Annotated in this window: 18 protein-coding genes; 11 read left to right on the plus strand and 7 right to left on the minus strand. The window is 69.1% G+C overall.

The features are described 5' to 3' along the window. Positions 1 to 304 precede the first annotated feature (304 nt). Together VF584_11775 and VF584_11780 are read right to left on the minus strand one after the other, a co-directional pair. Positions 305 to 2,752 (minus strand): Ig-like domain-containing protein, encoded by a 2,448-nt coding sequence (locus VF584_11775; protein ID HEX8210845.1) that lies wholly within the window; start codon positions 2,750 to 2,752, stop codon positions 305 to 307. Positions 2,753 to 3,359: 607 nt separating this feature from the next. Continuing rightward, positions 3,360 to 3,857 (minus strand): cupin domain-containing protein, encoded by a 498-nt coding sequence (locus tag VF584_11780; protein HEX8210846.1) that lies wholly within the window; start codon positions 3,855 to 3,857, stop codon positions 3,360 to 3,362. A 113-nt stretch (positions 3,858 to 3,970) separates the two neighbouring features. Between VF584_11780 and VF584_11785 the strand changes: the two genes are divergently transcribed. The 4 genes from VF584_11785 (at position 3,971) to VF584_11800 (ending at position 6,429) form a co-directional block, all read left to right on the plus strand. Continuing rightward, on the plus strand, positions 3,971 to 4,420 hold the full coding sequence (locus VF584_11785; protein ID HEX8210847.1) for an HIT family protein: 450 nt from the start codon (positions 3,971 to 3,973) through the stop codon (positions 4,418 to 4,420). Positions 4,421 to 4,541: 121 nt separating this feature from the next. Then, the gene (locus tag VF584_11790; protein HEX8210848.1) at positions 4,542 to 4,844 is read left to right on the plus strand and encodes a response regulator; all 303 of its coding nucleotides are present in this window, start codon (positions 4,542 to 4,544) and stop codon (positions 4,842 to 4,844) included. Between the two features lie 43 nt (positions 4,845 to 4,887). Continuing rightward, a complete protein-coding gene (locus VF584_11795) occupies positions 4,888 to 5,715 on the plus strand; it encodes a class I SAM-dependent methyltransferase (protein ID HEX8210849.1) in 828 nt (275 codons plus the stop codon). Between the two features lie 141 nt (positions 5,716 to 5,856). Then, the gene (locus VF584_11800) at positions 5,857 to 6,429 is read left to right on the plus strand and encodes a hypothetical protein (GenBank protein HEX8210850.1); all 573 of its coding nucleotides are present in this window, start codon (positions 5,857 to 5,859) and stop codon (positions 6,427 to 6,429) included. Between the two features lie 75 nt (positions 6,430 to 6,504). Here the strand turns inward: VF584_11800 and VF584_11805 are convergent, their stop codons facing one another. Both VF584_11805 and VF584_11810 read right to left on the minus strand, forming a co-directional pair. Next, positions 6,505 to 7,152 (minus strand): DNA alkylation repair protein, encoded by a 648-nt coding sequence (locus tag VF584_11805; protein ID HEX8210851.1) that lies wholly within the window; start codon positions 7,150 to 7,152, stop codon positions 6,505 to 6,507. Between the two features lie 60 nt (positions 7,153 to 7,212). Next, positions 7,213 to 7,998: a CpsB/CapC family capsule biosynthesis tyrosine phosphatase gene (locus tag VF584_11810; protein ID HEX8210852.1), complete on the minus strand. Its 786-nt coding sequence runs from the start codon at positions 7,996 to 7,998 to the stop codon at positions 7,213 to 7,215. A gap of 473 nt (positions 7,999 to 8,471) precedes the next feature. On the opposite strand from VF584_11810, the gene VF584_11815 reads away from it, so the two are divergent. From VF584_11815 to VF584_11840, 6 genes are all read left to right on the plus strand, one after another. Beyond that, positions 8,472 to 8,915: a hypothetical protein gene (locus VF584_11815; protein HEX8210853.1), complete on the plus strand. Its 444-nt coding sequence runs from the start codon at positions 8,472 to 8,474 to the stop codon at positions 8,913 to 8,915. Beyond that, positions 8,915 to 10,234 (plus strand): cation:proton antiporter, encoded by a 1,320-nt coding sequence (locus VF584_11820; GenBank protein ID HEX8210854.1) that lies wholly within the window; start codon positions 8,915 to 8,917, stop codon positions 10,232 to 10,234. Before VF584_11815 ends, VF584_11820 begins: the two co-directional genes overlap by 1 nt. Positions 10,235 to 10,441: 207 nt before the next feature. Beyond that, positions 10,442 to 11,137 (plus strand): tetratricopeptide repeat protein, encoded by a 696-nt coding sequence (locus tag VF584_11825; GenBank protein HEX8210855.1) that lies wholly within the window; start codon positions 10,442 to 10,444, stop codon positions 11,135 to 11,137. A 9-nt stretch (positions 11,138 to 11,146) separates the two neighbouring features. Continuing rightward, positions 11,147 to 12,103 carry a prolipoprotein diacylglyceryl transferase gene (lgt, locus tag VF584_11830; GenBank protein HEX8210856.1) on the plus strand — a complete coding sequence of 319 codons (957 nt, stop codon included), beginning with the start codon at positions 11,147 to 11,149 and terminating at the stop codon, positions 12,101 to 12,103. An 11-nt stretch (positions 12,104 to 12,114) separates the two neighbouring features. Then, positions 12,115 to 13,032: a cation diffusion facilitator family transporter gene (locus VF584_11835; GenBank protein HEX8210857.1), complete on the plus strand. Its 918-nt coding sequence runs from the start codon at positions 12,115 to 12,117 to the stop codon at positions 13,030 to 13,032. 34 nt (positions 13,033 to 13,066) lie between these two features. Next, positions 13,067 to 14,149 carry a hypothetical protein gene (locus tag VF584_11840; GenBank protein ID HEX8210858.1) on the plus strand — a complete coding sequence of 361 codons (1,083 nt, stop codon included), beginning with the start codon at positions 13,067 to 13,069 and terminating at the stop codon, positions 14,147 to 14,149. A 307-nt stretch (positions 14,150 to 14,456) separates the two neighbouring features. Here the strand turns inward: VF584_11840 and trxB are convergent, their stop codons facing one another. The 3 genes from trxB to VF584_11855 form a co-directional block, all read right to left on the minus strand. Next, positions 14,457 to 15,503, minus strand: a complete 1,047-nt coding sequence (gene trxB, locus VF584_11845; GenBank protein ID HEX8210859.1) for a thioredoxin-disulfide reductase — start codon at positions 15,501 to 15,503, stop codon at positions 14,457 to 14,459. 76 nt (positions 15,504 to 15,579) lie between these two features. Next, complete coding sequence (locus tag VF584_11850; protein HEX8210860.1) at positions 15,580 to 16,635, minus strand: ATP-binding protein; 1,056 nt, start codon at positions 16,633 to 16,635, stop codon at positions 15,580 to 15,582. Positions 16,636 to 16,782: 147 nt separating this feature from the next. After that, positions 16,783 to 17,124, minus strand: coding sequence for a cupin domain-containing protein (locus tag VF584_11855; GenBank protein ID HEX8210861.1), 342 nt, complete (start codon positions 17,122 to 17,124; stop codon positions 16,783 to 16,785). On the opposite strand from VF584_11855, the gene VF584_11860 reads away from it, so the two are divergent. Next, positions 17,114 to 17,719: a hypothetical protein gene (locus tag VF584_11860; GenBank protein ID HEX8210862.1), complete on the plus strand. Its 606-nt coding sequence runs from the start codon at positions 17,114 to 17,116 to the stop codon at positions 17,717 to 17,719. The genes VF584_11855 and VF584_11860 overlap by 11 nt on opposite strands. The last annotated feature ends 142 nt before the right edge of the window (positions 17,720 to 17,861 follow it).

Here is a 17,861-nt window from a genome sequence, read left to right on the forward strand (position 1 = left end):
CCTGCACATCCAGGACCGAGGAGCGGCCCTGGTACGCCCCGCGGTCTTCGGTTTCCCACCCGGCATCTTCTCGTTGTTTCTCTCCCGCGTCTCTGCGCCTCTGCGTGAGCCCCACGGGTTTCCTGCAACCGGCATGCGACCCCGAGCGGCACCCATGAGGTCCATCCGGCTCTACCCCTCGCCACGGGGCTACCGCGGATGCTGGGTCTTGTTTGTTCGATACCAAGCGACGAACGGGTCCGGGAGCATCTTCGCTTCCGGGCCCGCTCGCTGCCTGGTACGGGGTCTCAGCGCCCTGCTGCGCTCAGGGGTCGACCCTGAACTGCATCGTGCGGGAGCGGGTGACGCCGTTCGCGCCGACGTAGGTGGCGGTGAGCGTCACGGTGCCGGGCGAGACGCCGGTGATTGTCGCGGTTTGGCTGGTGGATTGGCTGGTGGACGGCTGCGCGACCCTGGCGATACCGGGGTCGGAGCTCGTGAACACGATCGTCCGAGCCCCCGGGAAACCGTTGCCGTTCGCGGTGTAACGGATCCGCGCGGAAGCGGTGCAGGTCGCTCCCACCTTTACGGCCTGGCACGTCAGGGCATCGAACGAGGGGTACACGTCAACCACGGAACCCGTCTGGGTGCCGGACACGCCCTCGCTGGTCGCGGTGACGGTGACGCTTCCGGCGCTGACGCCGCCCATCAGCCCGGAGGGCGAGACGGTCGCGACCGCGTCGTTCGAGCCGGAGTAGGTGACGGTGCGGTCCGGGAGCTCGCGCCCCACGGAGTCCACGGCCGTGGCGCGGGCACGGACGGTGTCACCCACGATGAACGGGTCCGGGAACGGGGCGAAGCGAATCGAGGTGACCTGGGCGCGCAGGACCGTCACCGTCGTGGAGCCGCTCTTCCCCTCGCTCGTCGCGGTGATGGTGGCGGTGCCGGCGGACACGCCGCTCACGAGCGCGGTGCCGTTGCTGAGCCCGGAGGTGCTCACGGTGGCGACCGCCTCGTTGGAGCTGCTCCAGGTGACCGGCCTCCCGGTGACCACCGCACCGCTGGCATCGCGCGTGGTCGCGGTGAACTGACGCCACGCGTTCTCACGCAACTGCAGGTTCTGCGGCGTCACTTCCACGGACGCCACCGGGCCGGGAACGACGTTGATCGTCGCGGTCGCCGTCTTCCCTTCAGCGGTGGCGGTGATGGTCGCCGTACCGGCGGACACTCCCGTCACCACCCGGTTGCCATCGATGGTCGCCACCGCCGCGTTGGAGGTGACGAGCGTGGCGGTGCGCCCGCCCAGCTCGTTCCCCGCCGCGTCGCGCGCGATCAGGGTGAGCTGGGTGGTGAGGCCCACGCGCACCTCCGCCGGGTTCGGCGAGAGCGTGAGCGTGGCGATCGGCACCGGGATGACCGTGACCTGCGCCATCGCGGACTTCCCCTCGACCGTGGCGGTGATCGCCACCGGCCCACCGGGGTTCGATCCGGTCACCAGGCCCGTCGCGCTCACCGAGGCCACCGCGGGGTCCGCGCTGGTCCAGGTGATGGGACGTCCGCCCACCGCCGCCCCGCTCGCATCACGCGCGATCGCGGTGAGCTGCACCGACGCGCCCGACTGGATCGTCGCGTTCTGCGGAGTGACCTCGACCGACGTCACCGGGCCGGGAACGACGTTGACGGTCGCGGTCGCCGTCTTCCCTTCCGCGGTGGCGGTGATGGTCGCGGTGCCCGCGGACATCCCGGTCACCATCCGGTTCGCGTCGATGGCCGCCACCGCCGCATTGGAGGTGACGAGCGTGACGGTGCGCCCGCCCAGCTCGTTGCCCGCGGCGTCACGCGCGATCAGCGTGAGCTGGGTGGTGAGCCCCACCCGCACCTCCGCCGGATTCGGCGAGAGCGTCAGCGTGGCGATGGGCACCGGGATCACCGTGACCTGCGCCATCGCGGACTTTCCCTCGACCGTGGCGGTGATCGCCACCGGCCCGCCGGGATTCGAACCGGTCACCATACCGGTCGGGCTCACCGAGGCCACCGCGGGGTTCGCGCTGGTCCAGGTGATGGGACGCCCGCCGACCGCCGCCCCGCTCGCATCGCGCGCGACGGCGGTGAGCTGCACCGACGCGCCCGACTGGATCGTCGCGTTCTGCGGAGTGACCTCGACCGACGTCACCGGGCCGGGAACGACGTTGATGGTGGCGGTCGTCGTCTTCCCTTCAGCCGTCGCGGTGATGGTCGCGGTGCCCGCGGACACTCCCGTCACCACGCGGTTGCCATCGATGGCCGCCACCGCCGCGTTGGAGGTGACGAGCGTGGCAGGGCGCCCGCCCAGCTCGTTGCCCGCGGCATCGCGCGCGATCAGCGTGAGCTGCGTAGTGAGCCCCACCCCTACCTGGACCGGATTCGGCGAGAGCGTCAGCGTGGCGACCGGCACCGGGGCAATCGTCAGCGCCACCCGCCCCACCTTTTCCTCCGCGGACGCGGTGATGGTGGCCGAGCCCGGCGTCAGTGCGGTGACGACGCCACTGGCGCTCACCGTTGCGACCGCCTTGTTGTCGCTGTTCCACGTAATCGCGCGGCCGGGCAGTACGTTGCCGGAAGGATCCTTGAGCACGATGGAGAGCTGCATCGTCTGCCCAGCGACGATGCTCGCCGCGGGTGACGTGACTTCGACGGATTCGACGGAGGCGGGCCCCGCGGGATCGTCGCTGCACGCGGTGAGCAGAAGGGCCAGGAACCCGAGGGCGGTGGTACGGCGCAGGGAGGCGACCATGGTATTTTCACCGAGGAGGGGCGGCGATACGAAGCGTCGCATTCGCAAAGACGGTAGACCGTCCCTGCGGAGTGTGTCGGCTTCTGCCGGTAGCCAGCAGGCTTCTATCGAAGGCGAGCGGCGAACGCCTCAAAATGGCAAGGTCGTTCTACTTATCGTACACTCGTGTGCCCCAGTTGTGCCGCGTCCCGCCAGGTGTCCCGCGTTACCCTGGCGGCTACTCAGCGGGGACCTTCGTAGCGACCAGCTTGACGACCCCCACGAGCATCATCAGTACCCCGGCGCCCATGAGAACGAAGCGGGCCCAGCCGAGACTCTGCACTACGATGCCCAGCGTGTTCACGGAGGTTCCGATTGTAATCAGGGCGATGTAAACGGGGACACTCTGGTTCGTAGTACGGCTCATAAGACGCGGCTCCGGAGTCGGGGAGATATTGGATTCGCCAGGGGCGGCACTGTCACGTACGCTGCACCTGGACGCGAGTTTCATCATGCGCCGGCATACAGGTTTTCGCGGGACCTGGATGAACATAGCGGAGAACGCGGCATGGCGCCGATCCCCAACTCGCCCGCGCATCCGAGCGGTCGAGCCCATTCTACGCCATCGTCACACCAGCGCCGACACCTCACCGCCCGCGGCGCGCGCCCGCTCGGCGTCGGCGGGGAGGTCGGCGAGCATCTGGAAGTCGGCGAAGTCGAAGCCGGGGCCCACCATGCACGCCACCAGGGTGTACGCCCCACGGGTACGCGCGGCCTGCCACTCGCCGGCGGGCACGATGCCCAGCGCGTGGACGCCCTCGGCCACCGGGCCCAGCGTCTGGCGGCGTGCGGGGCCGCCCGCATCCGGCATGCACCACAGCTCCAGCGGGTCGCCCTCCAGCCAGCACCACGACTCGTCCGAGCTTACGCGATGCCAGCGGCTGGCGGCGCCGTCGGCCAGGAGGAAGTAGATGGCGGTGAGCGCGCTCCGCTCCGGGCGTCCGTCGGCGGGACGCACGGCCAGTGGAGAGCGGAAGACCTCGCGAAAGGCGCCGCCCTCCGGGTGCGGCTGCAGGCCGAGAATTCGCACCAGCTCGCGGGCGCGCGGGTGTGTCGGCTCGCTCATGGTCTCCAACGGGGAAGGGTTGCCGATCGGCGTGGGATGCGTGAGACTGCGTTCGTGCGCTCGCAAGATATCTCCCAGGGCGGCGAGCCGAACCCCGGTCCCGGAGCGCGTCGATGCCCGGCGAGTGCATCTTCTGCCAGATCGTCGCGGGTGAAAGCCCCGTGAGCGCGTTCTACGAGGACGACGTAGTGCTCGGCCTAATGACCATCGGCCCGGTGAACACGGGGCACGCGATGGTGATCCCCAGGCGGCACGCGGCCTCACTGAGCGAGATGGACGAGGAGACCGGCAGGCACCTGTGGACCATCGCCCAGCGAACCGCGGAGGCGATCCGGAATTCCGGCGTGCGCTGCGAGGGCGTGAACCTCTTCCTGGCCGATGGCGCGGCTGCGGCACAGGAGGTCTTCCACGTGCACATGCACGTGATCCCGCGCTACGTGGGCGATCCCTTCAAGATCGTGGCCGACTGGACGATCCATCCGCCGCGCGAGGAGCTGGACCAGGCCGCCCGCCAGATCCGAGCCGCGTACGGCCAGCTCTGGTCCGGCGGACCCCGGACGTGACACGAGCCAACCTCGCTCTGATGGGCCGCCGTTATTTACGTCCGGTGAGGACCGGGTGCTGGCATTCCCCTCGCGGGAGCGCCACGCTCGCGCCAGTAAGCCCGCCGCTGCCAGGGAAGAGATGCGAGCATTGATCGTCGATGGTGATTGCGGGATGCGTCAGGCGTTGTCGGCAATCGTGGGCGAGCTCGGGCTTGAGGTGACGGACGCGGCGACCGTGTTCACCGCATCGGGGCATCTGGCGGCGGAGGCGTACGACCTGCTGGTGCTGTCGCTCCTTCTCCCCGACGGAACCGGGATGGACGTCGTGCGGGCCGCGCACCGGCTGGGGTGCGAGGCGCCCTTTCTTCTCGTCACCGGCGCGCACGACCTGGACGCGCTGCCTGCGGCCGTCGCGGCGGTCCTCGGCTGGGACGAGGTCTAGGAAGGCGGCCTCCTGCCTTGTTTTCGCCACTGGTCAAAGACGAATGCTCAGAGCGGACGTGACGCCCATGCACCGCGCCAGGCGGCTGGTGCGGGACGTCGGCAGGTTCGTGGTGTTCAAGTCGCGGCTGCTGGCGGCGATGGTGCGCGACGTCCGGGACCTTCGCGACCCGCAGCTCGCGCCGCTGCCTCCCGCCAGGCTCCGCCAGCGCGTGGGCGGCAGCACGGACGTGCAGACGTTCCTCATCGTCGGGAGGAACGTGGCGCGCGACCTCGACGATCTGCTGGGAACGCTGGGGCGCGGCGTCTACTCGTTCGAGAACGTCCTCGACTTCGGATGCGGCCCGGCGCGGGTGCTCCGCTTCCTGCGCGACGCCCCCGCAACGTGCCGGCTGCACGGCACCGACATCGATCCCGAGTCCATCGCGTGGTGCGAGAAGAACCTCCCGGAGGTTCGCTGGAGCTTGAACGGCCACCATCCGCCGACGCACTTCCCGGACGCGGCCTTCGACCTGATCTACTCGATCTCCGTCTTCACGCACCTCGACGAGCAGCTCCAGCTCGCCTGGCTCCAGGAGCTGCGGCGGATCGCGCGGCCGGGGGCGATCCTCATCGTGAGCGTGCATGGCGAGCGGCTCGCGCGCGCATCCATCCCGCGTCAGGCCGAGGAGGAGATCCACGCGGCCGGTGTCCTGTTCGTGGAGGGCGCGACGGGGATGCTGAAGCCGGACGGGCTCCCCGATTTCTACCAGAACAGCTTCCACACCCGCGACTACATCCTGCGGGAGTGGTCGAAGTACTTCGACGTGCTGGAGTACCGCGAGCGCGCCATCAACAACCACCAGGACGCGGTGTTGCTGCGCAGGAGGTGAGGCACCGCGCCGTGGCTACGTACTGCGCGCATCATCACTACGTAGCGCGACGTACAGCGGGATCGCCCCGCCGGTGGCAACTTGGGAGCGTTCGGTGCGCATGGCGCATCCACGACCTCCCAAGCGATGCGAGCCCCAAAGATGAAGCGTGCCCTTGCCGCCGCTGTTGCCGCGCTCCTCTGCGCCGCGCCGGCCCGTGCCCAGATCGACGACACGTTGCCCCCGGAGAGGACGCAGTCGATCTCCATCCTCCCCTTCCACTTCCTTTTCGGCTTCTACGCGGGCGACTACGAGCGCGTGGTGGCGCCGACGGTATCGCTCGGGCTGGGATCGAGCTACTTCTCCGCGGACGGCTACACCCACGAAGACATCGTTTCGGGCGAGGTGTACGAGACCGGCGAGCTCCACTACGCCACTCTGGAAGGCAAGCTGCGCTACTACCCCTCCGCCGATGGGCTCAACGGCGTCTCGTTCGGCGTGACCTTCGGGCCCACCTGGGTTCGCGGCGACCACGTGGCCCCGGACGGCGGTGACACCTTCACCGCGCTGGGCGTGGGCTTCGAGGTGGCGAGGAGCCATACGATGGGCGTGGACCGGCGCTTCTACTACGGCTACGGCGGCGGCGGGAAGCGCCTCTTCCCCGTGACCGCGGCCAGCGGCGAAGCGCAGCTCGTGATCCCCACGCTGCGGCTCTCCGTCGGAATGCTCTTCTGATCGGCCCATGCGGTCAGAATACGAGGGAGGCACGGGGAGAGGGTTCTCCGTGCCTCTTCGTCTGCGCGTGAGCCGCTACGCCGGGCGCGGGTTCTTGAGGCCCGTCCGTAGCTTGTTCGCGACCTCGCGGAGCACGCGCGGCGCCAGCGTGGCGCGGTGCCGCTCGACGAACGCCTCGACGGCGGCGGGGTCGCGCTTGCACAGCTCGCGCAGCGACCAGGAGACCGCCTTGACCACCATGTCGTCGCGATCCGCGGCGAGGAGCGCGCAGAGGGCGAGGGTGCGCGGCGTGTCTCCGCGGCCGCCGCGCGCGCAATTGTTGAGGCCGATGGTGCTCACCAGCGCCGCGCGCCGCCACCAGCGGTCGGGCGATGCGGCCCAGCCGTGGATGACCTCGTCCGCCACCTGCCCCTCGCGCCACGCCGGACCCGAGACGTAGCACCCAAAGGTATCCACCGCGACCCACGACGCCATCCCGCGCCCGAGCCGCTCCAGCTCGGCGGCTCCCAGGCTGCGCAGGGCTGGCCGGTGCTCGCTCACCAGCTCGTACGCCACGAGGCGCCGCACGTCATCGCCCCCGTCCAGCAGCCGCTCGGCAAGCTCCACCACGTGCCGCGGCTCCCACGCGGCGATGCGGCGCGAGAAGCCGCGGCGAAGCTCGCGCACCGGCACCGTCGTGCGCTCCGGCAGCGCATCCAGCGCATCCGCGATCTCCCGGGCCAACTGCGCTGGATGAGGCGTGGAGCTTTCCATCAGCGTTCGAGGTGCATGCCTGGAGCGGAGCTACTCGCCCAGCCGCAGGATGCGCTTCCAGAGCGGCGGCGGCACCTCCAGCGGCGGCACCTCCAGCGGCGGCTCGCCCTGCAGGAGGCGGGCGGCATTGGTCTCCAGGAGTAGCGTCGCCTGCTCCTCGCCGCCGCGCGAGCGGAGCAGGTCGCGCGCACCCGCCAGCGCCAGCCGGCCACGCGCGTGGTAGTCGCTCGCCAGGTAGTCCACCCAGCCGAGCCGCAGGAGCCGCCATGCGCGCGCCTGCGCCTCCCGCCCGAAGCGTCCCAGCAGCGACCCCGCGTTCACCTGCAGGCGGACGCCCATCCGCCGCCACTCCGCGGCGTCCCGCAGCTCCTCGTGGAGGTTCGGGTAGCGCTCGGGATGCGCCACGACCGGCGACCACCCGCGCTCCAGGAGGTACGAAAGGGTCTGCTCCGCGTTCACCGGCACCAGCATGCGCGGGAACTCGACGAGCGCGAACGGGGTCCCCGCCAGCCGGGTGCGCGGGTCGGAGAGGTCGGGGGTGTCCGTGTTCAGCATCACCTCGGCGCCGAGCTCCAGCCGCAGCGCCGGCTCCTCCGCCGCGGCGATGCCGCGCACCTCCTTCCACGCCGCCTCCACCTGGTCGAGGCGCGCGCCGAGCTGCTCGGGGTGCGCCGTCAGCGCGCCGCTCAGGTGCGGCGTGGTGATGGCGGTGTGCACCCCCTGGCCGCGCATCTCGGCGAGCGCCGCGCGCGCCTGCTCCACGTCGGTCGCGCCGTCGTCCACGCCGGGAACGAGGTGGCTGTGGAAGTCGATCAAGTACGCATCTCCACGGGGGGCTCCTCCTGCGCAATCGCATTCCGCAATCGGCAGGGTACCGCACCCGAGGGCGGTTCTGCAAGGTCAGGGAGGCGCGTCGGAATTTTTGTCATCCTGAGAGAGCCGCCCCGGTCGAACTCCGCGGCCGCATCGCGTACTCCTGCGGCGACCGAAGGATCTAGCCGGCGAGGCAAGTGGACGGCGGGTAACGGCGGTCCTCTCGGAACGCGCAGTAGATCCTTCGCTCCGCGCCAAAGTATGGAGCCGGGGCGAGGACGGCGAAGCGCGTCGCTCAGGATGACAAAAGAAGGGGGGCGAACCCACCATGACCACTGCCGCCCGCGAGCCCGCTTCAGCGGTCTTCCCGTGGTTCCAGCCGGGGGATTCATCCCCCGGCGGGCCTCTCGTTGACACGCGCGCGCCGCAGGGGCACTTTCCCGCCGCCCAGCGCGCCAACCTTTCGGCCCATTCCGGTGAAGTCTCTTCTTACCTACGTCATGATGGTGGTCCTTCCGATCGCGGGGGTGCTCGGCGTGCTGCACGCCGGGCGCGATCTGCGCGCGCCGCACGCGATTGGCGGCGAGTGGCGGATCGGCGCGGGGCCGCTCACGGGTACCACCTTTGTCGTGCAGCAGTCGGGCGAGCACCTGTCGCTCGTGCTGCCGGTGAGGGGCGGAATCCAGCTCCGGGGCAGGTCGCGCGGCGACACGCTCGAGTTGAGGAACGGTGGACTGGCGATCACCCACATGGAGGCGTGTGACCCCGCGCGAGGTACGACCCTGCGCGCGATCCTCGACCTCACCGCCGCGCCGGGGCGGATGAAGGGCGCCGCGATGGTCGGGGGTGAGCACTGCCCGCCGATCCCCTTCGACGCAGCGCGCGCGCCGAAGCCGGGGCGAAAGGCCGCGCAGCACTGATGCCGAACCTTCTCCTTCTCCTCGTCCAGATCGGCGTCGTGCTGGTTGCGGCGCGGCTGGTGGGGCTCCTCTTCCGCCGCATCCACCAGCCGCAGGTCGTGGGCGAGATGGTGGCGGGGATCCTCCTGGGGCCGTCGCTGCTCGGGTGGGCGGCGCCCGAAATCTCGGCGCGCCTCTTTCCGGCGGCGTCGCTCGGCTTCCTGAACTCGATCAGCCAGATCGGGCTGCTGATCTTCATGTTCCTGGTGGGGCTGGAGCTCGATCCGAAGCTGCTGCGCGGCAAGAGCCACACGGCGGTGGTGACGAGCCATGCCAGCATCGTCGCGCCCTTTTTCCTCGGCGCGCTCCTCTCGCTCCTCCTCTACCCGCGCCTCTCGGACGACAGCGTCACCTTCACCGGCTTCGCGCTCTTCATGGGCGCGGCCATGAGCGTGACGGCGTTCCCCGTGCTGGCGCGCATCCTCACCGAGCGCGGGCTCACGAAGACGCGCGTGGGCGCGGTGGCCATCGCCTGCGCGGCGGTGGACGACGTGACGGCGTGGTGCATCCTGGCCGGCGTGGTGGCGGTGGTGCGGAGCGGCACGGGCGTGCATTCGCTCTGGGTGACGCTGGCCGGCTCGGCGGCGTTCGTGGCGGTAATGCTTGGGCTGGTGCGGCCCGTGCTGGCGCGGCTGGAGGGCGCCTTTCACCGGCACGGCAAGCTGACGCAGGACCTGCTCGGCGGGGTGCTCCTCATGGGCCTCGCCTCCGCGTGGATGACGGAGTACCTGGGGATCCACGCGCTGTTCGGCGCCTTCCTGGCGGGCGCGGTGATGCCCAAGGGGGAGCGCTTCGTCCACGCCCTCACCGAAAAGCTGGAGGACGTGACGGTGGTCCTCCTCCTCCCGCTCTTCTTCGCCTTCACGGGGCTGCGCACCTCCTTGGCGCTGCTGGAGGGGGCGGAGATGTGGGGGTACGCCGCGCTCATCATCCTCGTGGCGGTGGCGGGGAAGTGGGGCGGCTCCACGCTGGCCGCGCGCTTCACGGGAATGAACTGGCGCGAGGCGGGCGCGGTCGGGGTGCTGATGAACACGCGCGGGCTGATGGAGCTGGTCATCCTCAACATCGGCCTGGACATCGGGGTGATCTCCCCCGCGCTCTTTGCGATGATGGTGCTGATGGCGCTGGTGACCACCTTCATGACCTCGCCGCTGCTGGAGTGGATCTATCCGGCGCGGATGATACGGCGCGATGCCGGCGTTCCGGGGGAACCGGAGTCTCACACAGAGCCGCAGAGGGGTACGGAAAGAACAGCGGAGGGGTTCCCCTGTGCCTTGTAGTTCCCTCTGTGCCCTCTGTGTGATGCTTTTTCCTGGAAACAGCGCTCACCTGCTAACGCACTCCCGTTGACACAAGTCCAAGCGCGGCGCTAATTTTCGGTTTCTGTGCACCCGCCGGGTGGCGGCGTGCACCCTTCGCCGTTTCCGGTGCAACCAGGCGCTTCGGCCGAACCACCGCCGCTGCCGCAACTCCATTCCGAGGACTGCATGGCTTCGCCCTCCGTCGCCCGTACCCGCCGCCCCTCCGCCGCTGTCCAGTCCGACGACGCGCTCGCCATGCGCGCCGCCGAAGTCGCGGAATGGGCCAAGCGGAACATCCGCCGGATCGTGACGGTGGCCGGTGCCCTCGCCGTGCTGATGCTGCTCGCGGTGGGCTACTTCCTCATGCAGCGCAGCAACGCGTCCAGGGCTTCGGTGGCGTACCTGGAGCTCTCCGCGGGGAACGCGCAGGGGCCGCAGCGGACGACGCAGCTGGAGGCGTTCGTGGCGCAGTACGGCGGCACCAACGAGGGAAAGGAGGCGCGGCTGGAGCTCGCCGGGCTCTACCTGGACGGCAACCAGGCGGCCCGCGCGCTCCCGCACGCCCGTGAAGTCGCGGGGTCCGGCGGGTACCTGAAGTACCAGGGGCAGCTGATGCTGGGCTCGGTGCTGGCCCGCACCGGCGACCGCGCCGGCGCCATCCAGGCGTACCGCGACGCCGCGGCCACCGCCCGCATGGACTTCCAGCGCGCCGAGGCGCTGAACCAGGCCGCCATCCTCCAGGAAGGGGCCAGCAACTGGCAGGGCGCCGCGGAGCTGTACCGCGAGATGCTCAAGGACACCAAGGAAGGGACGATGGACCGCTCCGTCATCGAGATGCGCCTGGCCGAGACCGAGGCGAAGATCGCGACGGCGCGCCGCTAGCCCTTCCCGGTGCTGGAGATACGCTACCCGTACATCGATCCCGTCGCGATCGACCTCCCCGGGCCGCTGGACGTGCGGTGGTACGGGCTTGGGTACATGGCCGGGTTCGGCGTGGCGTACTACATCCTGCGGCGCCTGGCACAGAGGCGCTTCCTGAAGCTTGACCCCGACGCGGTGGGCGACCTGATCTTCGCCCTCATGCTCGGCGTCATCCTCGGGGGGCGCCTCGGCTACATCCTCTTCTACGACTTCTCCAGCTTCGCCGCCAACCCGCTCTCCATCATCCGCATCTGGGAGGGCGGGCTCGCCTTCCATGGCGGGCTGCTCGGCGTGATCCTGGCCGGCGCCTGGTTCGCGCGGAAGCAGGGGGCCCGCTTCCTGAATCTGGGCGACGCGCTGGCGCTGGGCGTGTGCCCCGGGATCTTCACGGTGCGCGTCGCCAACTTCGTCAACGGCGAGCTCTTCGGCCGCATCGCGGGGCCGGACGTGCCGTGGGCGGTTCGTTTCCCGACTGACCCCAGGGCCGCCGAGCTCCTGGGAGTCGGCGGGGCGCTGCAGGATCGCGAGCGGATCATCCGCGACGCCTTCGAGAGTGGCCGGTGGGACGCGGTCAGCGCGGAGGTTCCCCTCCGCCACCCGTCGCAGCTCTACGAAGCGCTCGGCGAGGGGCTGGTGCTGGGAGTGATCCTCTGGCTGGTGTACCGCTGGTCGTCGCGGCGCGGGCACCCGCTGGGCGCGGGGTTCTTTGGCGGCGTGTTCATGCTGGGATACGGCGTGGCGCGCACCTTCATCGAGCTCTTTCGCCAGCCGGACGTGCAGTTCACCGACGATGCCGACCGGGTCGGCACCGTGCTCGGCCCGCTGACGATGGGCCAGACGCTCTCGCTCCTGATGATCGCCGTGGGGATTTTTCTTCTGGTGCAGGGGTGGAGGAAGCGCGTACCGCAGGCACATCTTTCCACCTGACGCGAACGGCCATGGGCGCGGGACACGACCACGGACACGGGCATGCGCACGGCAGCCAGCGCCGGCTGGCGGTGGTGCTGGTGCTGGCGGCGGCGTACATGGTGGCGGAGGCGGTGGGCGGCTGGGTGGCCGGCTCGCTCGCCCTCCTGGCCGACGCGGGGCACATGCTCTCCGACGTGGGGGCGCTGGCGCTCGCGCTTTTCGCGGCGTGGATCGGGCGCCGCCCCGCCAACGCGCGCCGCACCTACGGCTACCACCGCACCGAGATCCTGGCCGCGCTCGCCAACGCGAGCACGTTGATCGCCATCTCCCTCTTCATCTTCGTGGAGGCGTTCCAGCGCCTGAACGACCCCCAACCGGTGCAGGGCGCGCTGGTGATGTGGATCGCGGTGGGCGGGCTGGCGGTGAACCTGGTCGGAATGTGGGTGCTCCACGGCGGCCGCGGCGAGAACCTGAACGTGCGCGGCGCCTGGCTGCACATGCTCACCGACGCGCTGGGGAGCGTGGGCGCCATCGCGGGCGGCGCCGCGGTGTGGGCGTTCGGGTGGTTCTGGGCGGACCCGGCGGTCTCCGTCCTCATCGGCGCGCTGGTGATCTACGCCTCGTGGGGCCTCCTCAGGGAGAGCGTCTCCGTCCTCCTGGAGGGCACCCCCACGCACATCGACCTGGACGAGGTGCGCGCCGCCATGCTCCAGGTGGACGACGTGGAAGCCGTGCACGACCTGCACGTCTGGACCATCACCAGCGGCATGGAGGCGATGAGCGGCCACGTGATCGTCGGCGAGCGCCACGAGCGCCGCCCCTCCGCCGACATCCTCGCCGACCTGCACCGCGTCCTTCACGACCGCTTCGGCCTGCACCACCTGACGATCCAGCTGGAGCCCCGTGGGTTCCAGGAGAGCGGGTGCGTGACGCTGGCGGGGTGTTGAGGGGAACCGTTTTTACGCCCAACATGCAAGGATCATGGCCGCTTACACTCTGGACGTACTCGAAGCAACGCGTAGCATGTTGGCAACGTTCTTCGATGAGGTTGATGAAGTCGCCAGATTGACTCACCAACTGGCTGAGCACCGCGACGAACTTCTCTGGGAAGCGGCCCACGTCTTAACAGGACCAAACCTTTCCACAGAACACGCGCAGGGTGCGCACGATGCAGCGGCACACATGGGGAATGTTATCAGGCTGATGCGAACCTCCCGTCCAAGCGTGCTATTTCGGTTGATTGACGATCAGATCGCGAGGTTCTCCGATCTCCAGCCTCGTTTTCCTGAACACGTCCAACTAGAGGTTGATGGGCTGATTGAGGCTTTGCAGGCGTTTCATGGGGCGTATGAGACGTTAGTGAGTAGCTACGACACCGCAAGCGCAATGGCTGTGCTCGCAGCCGGCGGAGATGTGGAGGATGCAAGAACCACCCTTATTCCGGTGTTAATCACCATTGAAGAGGGTTTCGGTGAAGAGGGGGTTATAGCCCCCGGCGAATCCCTCTTCGAACTTTATCTCGCGTCCCACTCGGATTTCGCGCGTATAACCCGGCAGTTCGAAGCGATTGTAGAGTTGTACGACACTCTGTGCAACGTGATGGACGTCGCCCCGGGCGAGCATCCATTACGTGTAGCGCACTTTGCGTCCGGTAGCCTCTGGCTAAAGCTGTTTGGTGAGTCGCGAGTGATAACGCTGATGGTCTCTCTGGTACAGCGCAGTGTGAATTACCTCCACCGAAATTTCACCAATGAAGGGAAGATATCGTCGATCCCACGCAAGCTGGAGGCTTTAGATGCTGCCGTGCGATTCACGAACGGTTTAGCCGATGCCGGTATTGATCCCGGTCCGATGCGCGCGGAGTTGCAACATTCATCGGTACTCATCGCAAACGAGTTGAATGCATTGCTTGCAGGCGAGCCAAGTGTTCGACTGAACGGGACTGAGATCGCACTCGCGACTGAGCTACACGCTGGGTATCTCGAAGCAGGAAGAAAGATGCTGCCAGCCCGGAGCCAAGATTCATTGACTGAACCAGGCGAAATGACGCCAGAACAGCCTTAATCTTTCGCACCCGCCGTCATCGATCCTCCATTGTCGTAGATGGAGTGGCGCTATGCAGGTGCGCCGGTAAGGTGCTCGCGTTTATACCGGTTGACGGATGGCAAATGGGACAAACAGGTCGGCAAATTGGCCCGTACCCGCGTAATCCGGCCGGTTACTCCCGCGTAGCGGAGCGGAGGTCAGACACGCGCGATGAATCTTGCCCGTGTCCGATCTGTGCGCCACGCAGCGATGCACGCAACCGTCCCTCCCCCAGGTAGTTATTGGGGGAGGGGCCGCGAGTTCACGAGCGGGGGAGGGGGTCCCTTCAGTCCACCGCGATCCCGCCGCGATCCGCCTGCGCAATCGAGCTTTCGGCGGTCTCCAGCACCGGGTCCTGGCCGATGCCGTCGTGCAGGGCGAGCCAGCGCTCCGCCTCAAGCGCGGCCATGCACCCGGTGCCGGCGGCGGTGATGGCCTGGCGGAAGTAGTCGTCCATCACGTCGCCCGCGGCGAAGACGCCGTTGACGCTGGTGCGCGTGCGCCAGGCGTGCGGCGTCTTCACGTAGCCATGCTCCGTGAGGTCCAGCGCACCTTCCAGGAACGACGTGTTCGGCGTGTGGCCGATCGCCACGAACAGGCCGCCGCACTCGAAGTCCTCCTCCGCGCCCGTGGTGAGCGACTTGAGGCGCACGCCGGTCACGAACTCGTCCCCCAGCACGTCGGTCACGGCGGTGTTCCAGCGCACGCTGATCTTGGGGTTCTCCAGCGCGCGCTTCGCCATCACCTGCGATGCGCGGAACGAGTCGCGCCGGTGCACGATCACCACCTCGCTGGCGAACTTGGTGAGGTAGTTGGCCTCCTCCATCGCCGTGTCGCCGCCGCCGACCACCACCAGGCGCTGGTTGCGAAAGGCGGGGAGGGCTCCATCGCACACCGCGCATGCGGAGACGCCGCCGCCCGACTGCGCGAGCCGCATCTCGTTGGGAAGCCCCAGCCAGTTGGCGCGCGCGCCGGTGGAGATGATCACGGAGCGCGCGTGCACCTCGCCGGACCAGGTGAGCCGCAGCACGAACGGATGCCCGGTGAGGTCGACCGAGGCCACGTTCTCGCCGATTACGCGCGTGCCGAAGCGGACGGCCTGCGCCTTCATCCGCTCCATCAGCTCCTGCGCCTGCAGCCCGTCTGGGAAGCCGGGGAAGTTCTCGATCTCGGTGGTGTACATGAGCTGCCCGCCCGGGATCATCGTGGGCGAGGGCTCCCCCTCGATCACCAGGGGATCCAGGTTGGCGCGTGCTGCGTACAGGGCGGCCGTCCAGGCCGCGGGGCCCGATCCGACGATCACCACGTTCTCGATCTTCCCATCCGCGCTCATCCGTCCTCCATGGAAGTGTGCACCGCGTCCATTCGCGATGCGGGAATATAACGGCGTCGCCAAGCGGCTGCATCCGTCACGCGCGCACCTCGGCCAGCGGGATCTCGGCGCAAACGCGCGTCCCGGCGCCGGGGGTGCTCTTCACCTCCACGCGCCCGCCCAGGTAGGCCGCGCGCTCGCTCATCCCGAAGAGTCCCAGCCCTCCCGAGTCCGCGCTCCTGACCCGCGCCGCGTCGAAGCCGCGCCCGTCGTCCTCCACCGTCACCACCAGCTGGTCCTCCTCCCGCCGCAGCCGCACGGTGGCGCGGGTGGCGGCGGCGTGGCGCACGACGTTGGAGAGCGCTTCCTGCACGATCCTGTACACCGCAAGCTCGCCTTCGGGCGTCAGCGCGCCGTCCACCGGCTCCGCCTCCAGCCGCACGCGCACCCCCGCGATCTCGGACACGGAACGGACGTGCGACTCGATGGCGGGGACCAGCCCCAGCTCGTCGAGCGCGGGTGGCCGCAGCCCGCGGGCGAAGCGGCGCACCCCTTCCAGCGCCGCCCCGATCTCGCGCCGCATGTCGTCCAGCAGCCGTTCCAGCGCCTCGGGATCGGCGTTGCGCAGCACGCGGATGCGGATGAGGAGCGCGGCCAGGAGTTGCGCCGTCTCGTCGTGCAGCTCGCGGGCGATACGCTTCCGCTCCTCCTCGGCCGCGTACAGGGCGCGCGCCGCCACCTCGCGCAGCCGGGCGCGGTAGGCCGCGGCGGCGTCGAGGGAGCCATTGAAGGTGCGGGTGAGCTGCTCCAGCTCGCGGTCCGCCATGGGGGAGACGGGGGCGCGCGCGTCCAGGTCGCCGGCCTGCACGCGCGCCGCGCTGCGCTCCAGCAGCTCCAGCGGCTGCAGTGCGAGGCGCAGGATGACGGCGTTCACCAGCACGGTGGCCCCCACGCCGGCCAGGGCGAAGGCGCTCGCCAGGTCCAGGATGGAGCCGCCGGGCTTGGCGCGCACGTACGCCGCCGTCAGCGTGCTCCCCAGCACCGCGCCAAGGAGCACCAGCGCCGCGTTGGCGATGAGGATCTTGTAGAAGAGCGGGACGCGGAGGAGCGCGCGCAGGATGCGCGCTCCGGGCGTCGCGGGCGGATCGGTCATGGCGGCGCGCGGGGTGCGGGTCGGCGCGGAAGATACATCCGCCCGCCGCAAAGCGCGAAGGGAAAGAAGTCCTAAGTGCTAAGTGCTAGGTGCTAAAAAGCGTAGTTCACTTAGCACTTAGCACTTAGCACTTAGCACTGTTGGTTCCTACCCCGCGTCGCGCCCGTGCACCTGAAACGGCGGGTGCGTCGCCTCCACGGCCGTGAACGGCTCCAGGATGCGGTAGGTGTGCGTGGCGCCGCGCGGCACCGTCCACGAGTCGCCGGGCTCCAGGATGAGCATCTGCCCCTCCGTGTGCAGCTCCGCGCGCCCGCTGATGACGAAGCCCACCACCTCGTAATCGCGGGCCACCGGCTCCTTGTCGTCCTCCGGCGGCGCGTTCTCCCACAGGCGCATGGAGAGGGTGACGCCGGTTGCGAGGTACTTCTGGCCGTGCTCGCCGGTCGGCGAGCTCGCGGAGCTGACCTTCATCACGCTGGTGTCGCCCATCGTCTGTCTCCCATCAGGGGCCCGCCCCGGCGCCGTCGAGATCGTGGACGGCGGCGGAGCTTGCGAAAAGGTGCGGCGCCCCTGCGCAGGCATCGTGCCCGCGCCCGCATGGCACGAGTCCGGCATCCGCGTTGTGCGGCAGTGCGACGCCTCCCGATTCCCGGTCGATCACATGAGAACATTCCTCGTCGCGGCGCTGCTCCTCATCTCGTGCTTCCTCGCGCCGATGCCCACATCGGCGCAGCGCGCCTGCCCGCCCACCACTCAGCAGTCCGAGCGTCGCGTCCGGAATCTGCTTTCCCTTCCCAACCTGGCGCAGTCGAATGTCGACATGGGGAGTGCATCTCGCGATTCCGTGAAGCCATTGCGCACCGAGAGCGACGGTACGGTCTGCGGCGCACTCTGGAAGTTGGTGGAAGCGCAGTCCGACCGGGTTCGCGGGCGCTATACGTTCGCGTTCTACCGCTCCGTGGACCGGTACTTCGTGACACTCACGCCCCCTCCCGTGCCGCCGGGCCGAGCTATGCTCCGGCATGACGACGTAGTAGAGGTGTACGATCGCGATTTCAGGCTCCTGGCACGGTTCGGGATCTGAGTAACAACTTCGTGGCGCCAAATTCCAAGCATCAAGAAACGCCCCCAGCTCATGCAGAGCTGACCGCTCCCGTCGCACCCGAGGCGAGCCCGCCCGGCCCGCGCGCCGTTCCCGCCCGGGAGTGCCCCAACTGCGGCACGTG

The organism is Longimicrobium sp. (genome assembly GCA_036389135.1).
Taxonomy (GTDB): domain Bacteria; phylum Gemmatimonadota; class Gemmatimonadetes; order Longimicrobiales; family Longimicrobiaceae; genus Longimicrobium.

What these genes read in the sequence shown, in the direction of transcription:
- VF584_11775 (HEX8210845.1), bottom strand. Translation starts at nt 2,752, where the DNA reads ATGGTCGCCTCCCTGCGCCGTACCACCGCCCTCGGGTTCCTGGCCCTT.
- VF584_11780 (HEX8210846.1), bottom strand. Translation starts at nt 3,857, where the DNA reads ATGAGCGAGCCGACACACCCGCGCGCCCGCGAGCTGGTGCGAATTCTC.
- VF584_11785 (HEX8210847.1), top strand. Translation starts at nt 3,971, where the DNA reads ATGCCCGGCGAGTGCATCTTCTGCCAGATCGTCGCGGGTGAAAGCCCC.
- VF584_11790 (HEX8210848.1), top strand. Translation starts at nt 4,542, where the DNA reads ATGCGAGCATTGATCGTCGATGGTGATTGCGGGATGCGTCAGGCGTTG.
- VF584_11795 (HEX8210849.1), top strand. Translation starts at nt 4,888, where the DNA reads ATGCTCAGAGCGGACGTGACGCCCATGCACCGCGCCAGGCGGCTGGTG.
- VF584_11800 (HEX8210850.1), top strand. Translation starts at nt 5,857, where the DNA reads ATGAAGCGTGCCCTTGCCGCCGCTGTTGCCGCGCTCCTCTGCGCCGCG.
- VF584_11820 (HEX8210854.1), top strand. Translation starts at nt 8,915, where the DNA reads ATGCCGAACCTTCTCCTTCTCCTCGTCCAGATCGGCGTCGTGCTGGTT.
- VF584_11825 (HEX8210855.1), top strand. Translation starts at nt 10,442, where the DNA reads ATGGCTTCGCCCTCCGTCGCCCGTACCCGCCGCCCCTCCGCCGCTGTC.
- VF584_11835 (HEX8210857.1), top strand. Translation starts at nt 12,115, where the DNA reads ATGGGCGCGGGACACGACCACGGACACGGGCATGCGCACGGCAGCCAG.
- VF584_11840 (HEX8210858.1), top strand. Translation starts at nt 13,067, where the DNA reads ATGGCCGCTTACACTCTGGACGTACTCGAAGCAACGCGTAGCATGTTG.
- trxB (HEX8210859.1), bottom strand. Translation starts at nt 15,503, where the DNA reads ATGAGCGCGGATGGGAAGATCGAGAACGTGGTGATCGTCGGATCGGGC.
- VF584_11850 (HEX8210860.1), bottom strand. Translation starts at nt 16,635, where the DNA reads ATGACCGATCCGCCCGCGACGCCCGGAGCGCGCATCCTGCGCGCGCTC.
- VF584_11855 (HEX8210861.1), bottom strand. Translation starts at nt 17,124, where the DNA reads ATGGGCGACACCAGCGTGATGAAGGTCAGCTCCGCGAGCTCGCCGACC.